Source organism: Streptomyces jumonjinensis, from assembly GCF_009600885.1.
In the GTDB taxonomy this organism is placed as follows: Bacteria; Actinomycetota; Actinomycetes; order Streptomycetales; family Streptomycetaceae; genus Streptomyces; species Streptomyces jumonjinensis.
The window spans coordinates 78,868-90,884 of sequence record NZ_VCLA01000174.1; the positions used below are offsets into that span (position 1 = coordinate 78,868).

7 protein-coding genes and 1 pseudogene are annotated in these 12,017 nt (G+C 72.4%); 5 read left to right on the top strand and 3 right to left on the bottom strand.

Going from position 1 to position 12,017, the window contains the following annotated elements:
- Positions 1-243: 243 nt before the first annotated feature.
- Both FF041_RS26990 and FF041_RS26995 read right to left on the bottom strand, forming a co-directional pair.
- Positions 244-735, bottom strand: a complete 492-nt coding sequence (locus FF041_RS26990) for an SUKH-3 domain-containing protein (protein ID WP_153525268.1) — start codon at positions 733-735, stop codon at positions 244-246.
- 10 nt (positions 736-745) lie between these two features.
- Complete coding sequence (locus FF041_RS26995; protein WP_153525246.1) at positions 746-1,267, bottom strand: YwqJ-related putative deaminase; 522 nt, start codon at positions 1,265-1,267, stop codon at positions 746-748.
- A 242-nt stretch (positions 1,268-1,509) separates the two neighbouring features.
- Between FF041_RS26995 and FF041_RS27000 the strand changes: the two genes are divergently transcribed.
- From FF041_RS27000 to FF041_RS27010, 3 genes are all read left to right on the top strand, one after another.
- Positions 1,510-2,583 carry an SMI1/KNR4 family protein gene (locus FF041_RS27000; protein ID WP_153525247.1) on the top strand — a complete coding sequence of 358 codons (1,074 nt, stop codon included), beginning with the start codon at positions 1,510-1,512 and terminating at the stop codon, positions 2,581-2,583.
- Positions 2,584-2,590: 7 nt separating this feature from the next.
- Positions 2,591-4,765, top strand: a complete 2,175-nt coding sequence (locus tag FF041_RS27005; protein WP_153525248.1) for an SUKH-4 family immunity protein — start codon at positions 2,591-2,593, stop codon at positions 4,763-4,765.
- 176 nt (positions 4,766-4,941) lie between these two features.
- A complete protein-coding gene (locus FF041_RS27010) occupies positions 4,942-5,829 on the top strand; it encodes a coiled-coil domain-containing protein (protein ID WP_153525249.1) in 888 nt (295 codons plus the stop codon).
- Positions 5,830-6,603: 774 nt separating this feature from the next.
- On the opposite strand, the gene FF041_RS27015 is transcribed toward FF041_RS27010, so the two are convergent.
- Positions 6,604-8,301, bottom strand: coding sequence for an MFS transporter (locus FF041_RS27015; protein ID WP_153525250.1), 1,698 nt, complete (start codon positions 8,299-8,301; stop codon positions 6,604-6,606).
- A gap of 316 nt (positions 8,302-8,617) precedes the next feature.
- Between FF041_RS27015 and FF041_RS27020 the strand changes: the two genes are divergently transcribed.
- Together FF041_RS27020 and FF041_RS27025 are read left to right on the top strand one after the other, a co-directional pair.
- Positions 8,618-9,406, top strand: coding sequence for an ABC transporter ATP-binding protein (locus tag FF041_RS27020; RefSeq protein ID WP_323392828.1), 789 nt, complete (start codon positions 8,618-8,620; stop codon positions 9,404-9,406).
- A pseudogene (locus tag FF041_RS27025) lies at positions 9,403-11,982 on the top strand (ABC transporter permease). The gene FF041_RS27020 and the pseudogene FF041_RS27025 overlap by 4 nt, the downstream one beginning before the upstream one ends.
- The last annotated feature ends 35 nt before the right edge of the window (positions 11,983-12,017 follow it).

Genomic DNA, 12,017 nt, shown 5'->3' on the forward strand with positions numbered 1-12,017 from the left:
GTCTATCCCAGCAGAACCAGCCCGTCCGGCGTTTGAGGACGGACCCCGCACCCCGGGACCCCGCACACTCCGCCCCCGGCAAACCCAGCCCCATGGGGCCAAAATCAGCCCCTTGGGGGTCCCCCCGGACGAAGTCTGGGGGAGTTTGAGGCGCGGGGGTTCGGGGGCTGGCCCCCGACGAGGGCCCGCGCCGCGCAGGGCGGCTCGCATGCAAGGGCCGGCCGGACGGGGCCGAGAGGCCCCTCACCCCAAGGTCAGCCGCTGCGGCTGCAACCCCGTCACCAGGGTCATCAGCGCCTGGTCCATGTCCTGCCCCAGATACCAGTCCCCCGCGTGGTCCACGCTGTACACCCGCCCCGCCACATCGATCGCCAGCACCGCCTGATCCTCCCCCTCCACCCCCAGCGGAGAGATCTCCGTCTCCAGCGCCCGCCCCAGATCCGCCAGCGTCCGCGCCAGATGCAGCCCCGCCAGCGGATCGACGCGCACCACCGGCGGCGCGGTCTGCCGGCCCGGGCCCAGTGCGGTGATCCGCAGCCCCCCGAACTCCGCCCACGCCTCCACCGCCGCCGGGAAGACCGTGTGCCGGTGCCCCGCCGGGGACGCGTGACCGCGCAGGGTGTCGGCCCAGTGCTCGGCCAGCTTGATGTCCCACCGGCCGGGCCGCCACCCCGCCTCGCGCAGCGCCGCGTCGACCGCGACCGGGAACCGGGTGGTGCTGTGGTTGTCGGACATCGGTACGAGATCAGCCATTCGTGGAATCCGTCGCGGTCGGGTCCACTGCGCGGACCCCGAAATGATCGAGCATCGCCGTACAGGAGCGGCAGGGCGGCGCATAGCTGCCGTGCAGCGGATCCCCGTCCTCCCGGATCCTGCGCGCCGTCAGCTTCGCCTGCTTCAGCGCCCGTTTCGCCTCGCCGTGCGTCAGCGGCTTGCGCCGCGCCCGTTTGGAACGGCCGCTCTCGGCGGCCGTCAGATGGCGGGACAGCAGAATCGCCTCCGGGCAGCGCCCGGTGAAACGCTCCCGCCGGTCGCTGGTCAGAGTGTCCAGAAAGTCCTGTACGAGAGGGTGGAGCACCGGCGGCCGGTCCCCCTTCCCCGCCGTCGACTTGAGCGTCTCGCCGCGTACGGAGAGTGCTGCCGCGACCGCCGGCAGAATCCCGTCCCGCCGGTGGCTGAGCATGGGCGGGCGGACCCCGTCGGTGCCGCTCCAGCTCAGACGAGGATCACCTGTCGTGCCCGGAGTCCCTGGTTGCGCTGTGTGCATGGTGCTGTCGTCCCCTCCCGTGCACTCCCCCGAAGTGAAGGATCAGCCTGCCAAACGTGCCGCCGTGGCGGGAAGGCGGGCCGCTGAAACGTGCCCGTCCGTGGGTATTCGGTCACCCGGTTGTGACACGTGGTGACCGCTCCCCGACGATCGCCGCGGACCGCCGGGAGGACCGGCGTCCCCCGGGGCCCCAACGCTTAGGCTGTCCCGGACAGTCGGAAGCCAGCAGGGGGCGGATCGCCATGACGACAGGTCGGCAAGGTCTGGAGACACCTCCGGACCCCAAGACCCGGGGAGCCGGGTCAGTCGCCGCGCCGCCGCCGGGCGGCCCCGGTCAGCCGTCGGACGGAGCCGGCCGCGGCATGCCGCCGAACGCGGCCTACGCGGGCCAGACCGTGCGCTTCCCGGACCCCGTCCGGGCCGCGCGCCACCCCGCCGGGGTACGCGTGGACGCGGACGGCTACCCGGACTTCTCGCCGTACGCCCGTGCCGCCGCGGAGATAGCCGAGCCCCCCGAGGGCTTCGGCGCCGACGAACTGCGTCTCACCGACTACGTCTCGGCCAACGCCGCGCTGCACGCCTCCGGGCACGAGCTGTGGGACACCGTCCCCGCCGTGGCCACCCCGCACGGCTGGACCTGGCACCACGTCCGCGGCACCCGGCGGCTCGAACTGATCCCCGTCGAGGTCAAAGCGCTGCTGCGGCACCACGGCGGACTGGCGACGACCCCGGTCGACCCGGCCCGGCACGGCACCCGCCCGCTCCAGGAGACCCGGCCCGCGCACTTCGGCCTGCCCAAGGGGACCCTCTCCGTCTCCGAGCAGCAGCTGAGCGGCGTGGAGGAGGACCTGGGCTACCGGCTGCCCGGCGCCTACCGCACCTTCCTGAAGGCCGCGGGCGGCTGCGCCCCGGTCGGCGTGGCGCTCGACGCGGAGCTGGGGCTCCTGGTCGACCAGCCGTTTCTGACGGTCCGGGACGAGGCCGCCGTCAACGATCTCGTGTACGTCAACAAATGCCTGCGGGACCATCTGGCCAAGGACTACCTCGGGGTCGGCTTCGTCCAGGGCGGCATCCTGGCTGTCAAGGTCAGGGGCACGCGGACCGGCTCGGTCTGGTTCTGCGCCTATGACGACGCGCGCGACCGTGACGGCTGGACCGTCCAGGAGCGGATGGAACGGCTGCTGCTGCCCTGCGGCGACGACTTCGACGGCTTCCTCCGGCGGCTCGCGGGCAATCCGCCGGAGCTGGAGACCGTGGCGAACCTGATGGTGGACGGCGGCTTCGCGCGCGCCGTCCCGGTCTCGGACGAGGAGTGACGCTCCCATGGTGACCTTCGCGCAGGCGCAGGAGCGCGCGGAAGAGTGGGTCAACGGCGATGTGCCGCCGTATCAGCACCGGGAGGTGCGGGTACGGGAATTCGGCCTCGGCTTCGTCGTCTGGGCGGAGGACCGCGAGGACGGCGCGCGCTCGGACGGTGGGGCGCAGCGGCTGGTGATCGCGCGCGACAGCGGCGAGGCGACGCTCTGGCCCGGACTGCCGGTGGGCGAGGTGATCAGACGGTACGAGGAGGAGTACGGCGGCACGGCCGCCGCCCCGGCCGCCGTGCCGGAGCCGCCGCGCCGGATCGACCAGAACCAGACGTCGTTTCTGCTGACCCCGCCGGAGTGGGCCCAGGACCCGGCGGGCGCTCCGGCCGCCCCGGCGGACGCGGACACGGACGCGGACACGGAGCCGATGGAGCAGCAGGCCCCCACGGCGGGCGCGGTCAACGCCTCCCAGTCGGGCGGGAGCTCACGGGGCGGCGACGCGGCGTGGTCCGATTCTTCGGGGGCCTCGGGTGCCCCTGCCGGTGCGCCTCCGGGGGCTACGCCGGGCTGGACCGACACCAGCGCGGTGGGCGCGGACGACGCCTCCGTGCCCCTGCCCGACACCGTGTACTCCTCGCCCGTCGCCGCCGGCGGTGACGCGGACGATGACCCCCTGGTGCCCGCCGACATGCGCACCGCGCTGATGGAGGGCGGCAGCCGGCTCCCGCCGACCGCCGTCCGGCCGACCCTGAAGCACACCGTGCCCAGCGGGCTCTCCGGCGCCGGCGCTGACTCCGGCTCCGGCACGGAGACCCCGCCGCCGTCCGGCCCCGGTGCGCCCGCCGGGGGATACATGCCCACCCAGCTCAGCTCCCCGCTTCCGCCGCTCTCCCCGTCCGGCGGGGTGCACCATGCGGCCACCGTGCTCTCCGACCCGGGCCGGACGGGCCCCACCGCTCCTGCCGGTCCCCAGGGCCGGGGCCCGGGAGTCCCGCCCGCTCCCACCGCTCCGCCCGGTCCGCCCGCTCCTCCGGGGCCTCCCGGTCCGCCTCCCGGTCCGATGCCCGGGATGCACCAGGCGGCCACCGTGCTCTCCGGGCCCGGCCCCACGGGCCCCGTCGCGCCCCCCGGTCCGCCGGGTCCGCCCATGCCTCCCGGTCCCGTACCGCAGGGCGGCACCCCGCCGCCGTACGGATTTCCGCAGCGGCCCATGGGGGTGCCCACCGTCGGACCCGGCTACCAGGCCGTCCTGCGCTACCGCGCGCCGGACGGTTCCGAGGCACAGCTGATCCGCCGCTCCGCGCCCGGCACCCCGCACCCGGAGTGGCAGATCCTGCACGAGCTGCGGGCGCTGAACGTACCGCCGCAGCAGGTGCTGGAGCTCCACACCGAGCTTGAGTCCTGCTCGCTGCCCGGCGGTTACTGCGCCCGCATGATCAGCGAGACCTGGCCGCAGGCGCGGATCACCAGCATCGCCCCGTACGGCACCGATCACGCCGGACGGCAGGACGGCATGCGCCGGCTCGTCACCCACCAGGGGGAGCTGCACCAGGTCGCGGACGGACCGGCACGCCCCGCGCCGGTGCGCGCGCCGCTGCCGCAGGTGCAGCAGGCCCCGCCGATCCCGCCGCAGGGGGTGGCCCATGAGCTGGTCTCGGCGTTCGGGCCGCAGGGCATCTGCCGGTTCGACCAGCGCGCGGTCTCCCGCCAGGGGGTGCCGGAGATCGTGGCGGCGACCCTGGTGTGGGCCGGGCTGCCAGGCGACTTCAACCCGTTCTTCTGGGCGCAGCCCGCTCACCCGGTGGTGCCGACGCTGGCCGAGCTGGCCGCACAGCGCCAGGTGCGGGCGGCGGTCGACGCGGGCTCGTATCTGGTGGTGGGCAACGACTTCGGCCGGGCGATCTGCGTCCAGTACGGCACGGCGCACATCGTCGCCGTGCCGGTGGAGGCGGGCCCCGGCGGACAGCCCACGGCCCCGCAGTTCGTCAACAGCGGACTGCCCGAGTTCGTCCGCTGTATGGCGCTGCTCGGCCGGATGTGGCGGTTCCGCTACGGCCTCAACCCCGAGCAGGCCGGCCGCTGGACGGTCGACTTCCAGGCACAGCTCGCGTCCCTCGATCCGGCGGCGCTGTCGTCGCCGGAGAGCTGGTGGTCGGTGCTGCTGGAGCAGATGTGGGACGGGCTCCTGTAGCCCTCGCCCTCCGTATGCCCCGGTCGCCCGATTCATCGCCGATGGATCGGGCGATCCGTTTTGGACCAGTTTCGTCGGATGGCACAGTGTCGCATTATGAGCGTTTGTCTTGGATCCGGAAGGATATGAGCACAATCGCCCTCATGCGTCGTTGGGGATCGGAAGGGGCTTGAAGGATGAGCAGTGCATCGGTGTCGCCTCATGGATTCGCCGTCGTACGCCGCGGCTACCGCATGGAGGCGGCCGACGCCCACGTCACCGCGGTCTCCCGGGAGCGCGACGACGCCTGGGAGCGCGTGGCCAGACTGACCGTGCTCGCCAAGGAGATGGAGGCGGAGGCGGCCCGGCTGCGCGAGACGGTCGCGGCGCTGCAGCCCCAGACCTATGAATCGATGGGCCCCCGGGCGGCGCGGTTGTTCACCCTGGCCGAGGAGGAGGCGGGGGAGGTGCGGGCCATGGCGCGCGCCGCCGCCGGGGCCGCCCGGGACGAGGCCGAGGCAGCCGCGCAGCGGGCGCGCGACGCGGCGCGCACCCGGTCGGACGAGCTGCGCTCGGCCGCCGACGCGCAGGCGGAGGCGGTCCTGGCCGCGGCGCATGCGGACGCGGACGGAACCGTCGGCGAAGCCCGCGCGGAGGCGGAGTCCCGTCGTGCGGAGTCCCTCGCCGCCTGGCAGGAGACGCGTGCCCGCGCGGAGGATCTGCTCTCCGCTCTGGAGTCGGAGCAGGCCGAGCGCTGGGAGTCGGAAGGCCGTGAACTGGCCGGGCGCGATGCCGAGGTCGCCGCCCGCCACGCCGATCTCGCCGCCCGCGCCGACGCGCTGCTCGCCGAGGCCGGACGCACGGTGGCACAGACCGAGGAGCAGGCCCGCCACGGCCAGGAGGACGCCGAGGCGCAAGCCGCCGAACTGCTCGCCCAGGCGCGGCTGCGGGAGGAGCGGATCGCCCGGGAGACGGAGCGGGTGGTCCGGGAGCACGAGGAGGCCCGCGAGGAGATGCAGGCGCATATGGCGCATATCAGCGACAGCCTGGCGACCTTGACCGGGCGGGCTCCGGGGGACGGCTGAGGCGGCCGGGGTTCCGCTGGGCGCGGTGCGGTGTGGGCTGGGTGTGGTGTGCTGGGGTCCGGTGTCCGCTCCGGGTGGGGGTGCTCCGTGGCTGGGGTGCGGGGTCCGCTCCGGGGTGGTGCCGGGACTCATGATTTACGGCGCGTTTCCAGTCCCTGTTTGATGGCGGGCCTCCTTTGCGCCACAAAATCACGTTTTACGTCCCGGCACCACCCCTGCGCGGCCCCCTCCCATGAAGTCGAAACCGCCCGCCGTCTATCCCGGTCGTACCAAGCGGGCTCAGCCGCTGGGGAGCGCGACCCCCTCCCCTGAGACCCCAACCCGCCCGCCGCCTGTCCCGGGAGCCGGGCAGCCTCAGCAAACCCAGCCCCTTGGGGGTCCCCCCGGACGAAGTCTGGGGGAGATTGAGGACGGACCCCGCACCCCGGGACCCCGCACACTCTGCCCCCGGCAAACCCAGCTCCTTGGGGGTCGGGGAGATTGAGGCGAGCAAAATCCAGCCCCTCCGGCTGTTGAGGAGCGGGGAGCCAAAAACAGCCCCTTGGGGGTCCCCCCGGACGAAGTCTGGGGGAGTTTGAGGCGCGGGGAGCCAAAATCAGCCTCGCCGGCGTTTGAGGCGCGGGGGTTCGGGGGCTGGCCCCCGACGAGGGCCCGACGCCGGGCGGGGTGGCTCGCACACAAGCCCCAGCCCCGCCGGTGGCGAGCGGGGGCGCAAAATCCAGCCCCTCCGGCGATTGAGGAGCGGGGGTTCGGGGGCTGGCCCCGGGGCAGCGGTCAGCCGGCGGGTCGCTCGGCTTCCTCGGCCTCCTCGTCGATCACCGGAAAGTGGCGGGGCGCCAGGAACACCAGCACCAGCAGGGCGAGCACGGCCGCCCCCGCCGCGCCGACATAGACATGATCGACCGCCGCGTCCACCGCGCGCCGCAGCCGGTCGGCCGCCTCGGCGGTGAGGGAGGCCGAGTCCTCCAGGGTGTGGGAGACCGAGTCCAGGTCCCCCGCGCCGCCCAGACGGGCGGTCAGGACGGCATTGGCCACCGCGCCGAAGAGCGCCGCGCCCAGACTCTGCCCGATCTGGCGGTAGAAGAGTATGGACGCGGTCGCCGTGCCCCGCTCGGACCAGCCCACGGTGGCCTGCACGCCCACGATCAGCGGCAGCTGGAACAGCCCCAGCGCCCCGCCGAGCAGCAGCATGATCAAGGCGGGCTGCCAGGGTTCGGCGGGGTAGGGGAGCAGCGGGAAGACCGCGAGGATCAGGGCCGCCAGCGCGATGCCGATGATCGCTGTCTGCCGGAAGCCGATCCGGGTGTAGAGCCTGCTGGACAGGGCGGCGGTGATCGGCCAGCTGAGGGTCATCGCCGACAGCACGAAACCGGCGGATATCGGATCGAGGCCCAGCACGGACTGGGCGTAGGTCGGCAGAAAGACTGTCGGGGCGATCATCAGCAGACCCAGCGCGCCGAGCGCCAGATTGACCGCGGCGATGGGACGCCGCCGCCAGACCCAGCCGGGCAGCATGGGGTCGGCGGCCCGGCGCTCGATCACCACCGTGAGGGCCAGCAGCACCGCCCCGGCGGCCAGCAGCGTCAGGGAGGGGGCGGAGAGCCAGGGCCAGCCGACCCCGCCCTGCACCAGCGCGGTGAGCAGCGCCGCGCCCGCGCCGAAGACGGTCAGCGCCCCGGGCCAGTCGATCCGGGGCCGGGCGGCGGCCGGAGTACCCGTGCCCGTGCCCGTACGCGTACGCCGCGAGCGGTCCGGGGAACCGGCCCCCGTGCCCGTACGCCCCACGCCCTTCGGGGAACCGGCCCCCGTCCCCGTACGCCCCGGCTCGTGCAGATAGCGGATGATCAGCCAGAGCGTCACCGCCCCCAGCGGCAGATTGATCAGAAAGATCCAGCGCCAGTCCGCGTAGGCCGCCAGCAGTCCCCCCACCGCCGGGCCCGCGACCGCCGACACCGCCCACACCGTCGACAGCCTCGCCTGTATCCTCGGCCGCTCCTTCAGCGGGTACAGATCCGCCGCGATCGTCTGCACCGTGCCCTGGAGCGCGCCTCCGCCCAGCCCCTGGACGATCCGGAACGCGATCAGCGACGCCATGTTCCACGCCAGGGCGCACAGCAGCGAGCCGATGAGGAAGAGGACGATGCCCACGATCAGGACCGGTTTGCGGCCGAGGGTGTCGGAGAGCTTCCCGTACACCGGCAGGGTGACCGTGACCGTCAGCAGATAGCCGGAGAAGAGCCAGGAGAAGACGGAGAAGCCCCCGAGGTCCCCGACGATCTGCGGTACGGCGGTCGACACGATCGTGCCGTCGATCGCCGCCAGCCCCATGCACATCATCAGCGCCGCGACCACCGCGCCGCCCGGCCGGGAGCGGTCGGCGGCCGGTGTGACCGGGCTGCCCGGTACGGACAGCCGTGGACTCTTCCCCACCCTGAATCCTTTCCCTTTGCATCTAACTCGTCGGCACACCATCTCACTTGAGACAAGAGCAGCGGGAGAGCTGCGGCTTCGTCCCCGGCATCGGCCGCAGGGGCGAGACCCCTAGGGGCTGGACCCTACGAACGGCCGGGGGAGGTTCGTTCCGAGGGACGACGCTGCCGCCGCGCCTGGGTCCTTAGGTTGTTCTTACGCGGCGCCGGTCCTGGTGGACGGCGGTCCGCACCGCCGGGGGGTGGGGAAAACCCCCGGTTCAGGACTGCGCCGCGCCCCAGGGCGCCGGACGGCCGCGACCAGCAGACTCGTAACGACGCGGTGACACCGGACAGTTGACCGACATAGGAGACATCAAGTGACAACGGCTGTGACCACTCCCCGGCATGGGGACACCGGAGGGCGTACGGCCGTCGCCGCGCGCGGACGTGAGGTCGTCAAGGCGTACGGCGCGGGGGAGACCCGGGTCGTCGCGCTCGACGCGGTCGACGTCGACATCACCCGAGGCCAGTTCACCGCCATCATGGGCCCCTCCGGCTCCGGCAAGTCGACCCTGATGCACTGCCTCGCCGGGCTCGACACCGTCACCTCCGGCCGGATCTATCTCGACGACACCGAGATAACCGGCCTCAAGGACAAGAAGCTCACCCAGCTCCGCAGGGACCGGATCGGCTTCATCTTCCAGGCGTTCAATCTGCTGCCCACGCTCAGCGCCCTGGAGAACATCACCCTCCCCATGGACATCGCGGGCCGCAAGCCCGACGCCGCCTGGCTCAACCGGGTCGTGGAGACCGTCGGCCTCGCCGACCGGCTGAAGCACCGCCCCACCCAGCTCTCCGGCGGCCAGCAGCAGCGTGTCGCCGTCGCCCGCGCCCTCGCCGCCCAGCCCGAGATCATCTTCGGTGACGAGCCCACCGGAAACCTCGACTCCCGCGCGGGCGCCGAAGTTCTCGGCTTCCTCCGCCAGTCCGTGGACGAGCTCGGCCAGACCATTGTCATGGTCACCCATGACCCGGTCGCCGCCTCCTACGCCGACCGGGTGCTCTATCTCGCGGACGGCCGGATCGTCGACGAGATGTTCCGGCCCACCGCCGAAGCCGTGCTCGACCGGATGAAGGACTTCGACGCCCGGGGGCGTACGTCGTGACCGTCCTCAAGACCTCTCTGCGCAACTTCCTCGCGCACAAGGGACGCATGGCGCTGTCGGCGGTGGCGGTGCTGCTCTCCGTGGCCTTCGTGTCGGGGACGCTCGTCTTCACCGACACCATGAACACCACGTTCGACAAGCTTTTCGCCGTCACCGCCTCCGATGTCAGCGTCAAAACCCGGGAGAAGGCCGGCGCGGAAGAAGGGGCCCCTTCGCAGACCGGCAAGCCCGAGACCCTGCCCGCCGCCGCACTCCAGAAGGTGAAGTCCGCCGAGGGGGTGAAGTCGGCCGAGGGCGCCATCTCCAGCACGAGCGTCACCGTCGTCGACGCCGAGAACAAGAACCTCGGCGCGAAGGGCGGCGCCCCGACCGTCGCCGGCAACTGGACCGACAGCGACCTCCGGGCGATGGAGATCTCCTCAGGTCACGCCCCGCGCGGCCCCGCCGATGTTCTGGTCGACGCCGACACCGCCGACAAGCACGGCCTCGGGCTCGGCGACGAGGTGCGCACCATCACCGTCACCGGCGACTTCACCGCCGAGGTCTCCGGCATCGCCTCCTTCAAGGTGACCAACCCCGGCGCCGCGCTCTTCTACTTCGACACCCCGACCGCCCAGCGCCAGCTGCTCGGCGAGAAGGGCCTCTTCACCTATATCTCCGTCACCGCCGCCGACGGCGTCAGCCACGACCGGCTCAAGAAGAACGTCGCCGGAGTGCTTGGCGACACCTACAAGATCAGCACCGCGAAGGAGGCGTCGGACGAGGGCCGCGAGGAGCTCGGCCAGTTCCTCAACGTCATGACGTACGCGATGCTCGGCTTCGCCGGAATCGCCTTCCTCGTCGGCGTCTTCCTCATCGTCAACACCTTCTCGATGCTGGTCGCCCAGCGCACCCGCGAGATCGGTCTGATGCGGGCCATCGGCTCCAGCCGGAAGCAGATCAACCGCTCCGTGCTGTTCGAGGCCCTGCTGCTCGGCGTCGTCGGCTCCCTCACGGGCGTCGCGGCCGGAGTGGGGCTCGCCATCGGTCTGATGGAGCTGATGGGCAGCCTCGGGATGAATCTCTCCACGGACGATCTGACCGTGAAGTGGACGACCCCGGCCATCGGTCTCGCCCTCGGCGTCATCGTCACCGTCGTCGCCGCCTATGTCCCGGCCCGCCGGGCCGGCAAGGTCTCCCCGATGGCCGCCCTGCGCGACGCCGGAACCCCCGCCGACGGAAAGTCCGGCTGGGCGCGGGCCGCGATCGGGCTGCTGCTGACCGGCGCGGGCGGTCTCGCCCTGCTGGCCACCGCCCAGGCCGACCAGGCCAAGGGCGGCTCCCTCCTCCTCGGCGTCGGCGTCGTCCTCACCCTGCTCGGCTTCGTCGTCATCGGCCCGCTGCTCGCGGGAGTGGTGGTACGGGTGCTCAGCACGCTGGTGCTGCGGATGTTCGGCCCCGTCGGCCGGATGGCGGAGCGCAACGCCCTGCGCAACCCCCGCCGCACCGGAGCCACCGGCGCGGCCCTGATGATCGGGCTCGCCCTGGTGGCCTGCCTCTCTGTGGTCGGCTCCTCCATGGTCGCCTCGGCCACCGACGAGCTCGACCGGAGCGTGGGCGCGGACTTCATCATCCAGACCGGCACCGGACAGCCGATCGTGCCCCAGGCCCAGAAGGCGATGGAGAAGGCCGAGGGCGTCGAGCACATCACCCAGTACCGGATGCTGGCCGCGAAGGTCACCGCCCCGGGCGGGAAGGCCGCCCAGGAGACCATCGCCGCCACCGACCCGACCTATGCGCAGGATCTGCGCCGGGACATGGTCGAGGGCGAGCAGTCCGCCGCGTACGGGAAGAACGCCATCAGCGTCGGCGGCGACTACGCCGAGAAGCACGGGGTGAAGATCGGCGACACCCTCTCCGTCGCCTTCACCGGAGGCGAGACCGCTGAGCTCAGGGTCGCTGCGATCACCTCGGACGAGGGCAGCATGGACCAGGGCGCGAAGTACATCAGCATCGACACCGCCGAGCGGTACATCCCCGCGGAGAAGATGCCGCAGAACCAGATGCTGCTGGCCTCGGCGAAGGACGGTCAGACCGAGGAGGCGCAGGCCGCCCTCAAGGCGTCGCTGGCGGACTATCCGCAGTACAAGGTCCGCGACCAGACCGACTACAAGAAAGACCTTCAGGACCAGATCGGCCAGCTGCTGAACATCGTCTAAGGCCTGCTGGCACTCGCGATCATCGTCGCCGTCCTCGGCGTGGTGAACACCCTGGCGCTCTCCGTCGTCGAACGGACCCGCGAGATCGGACTGATGCGGGCCATCGGCCTCTCCCGCCGCCAGCTGCGCCGCATGATCCGGCTGGAGTCCGTCGTCATCGCCCTCTTCGGCGCACTGCTCGGCCTCGGCCTGGGCATGGGCTGGGGCATGGCGGCCCAGAAGCTGCTGGCGCTGGAGGGCCTGAAGGTCCTGGAGATCCCCTGGCCGACGATCGGGATGGTCTTCGTGGCATCCGCGTTCGTGGGGCTCTTCGCCGCACTCGTCCCGGCGTTCCGGGCGGGCCGGATGAACGTGCTGAACGCGATCGCCACCGACTGACCCCGGTGGAGGCCCCCGGGCCCCACTCGACAGCC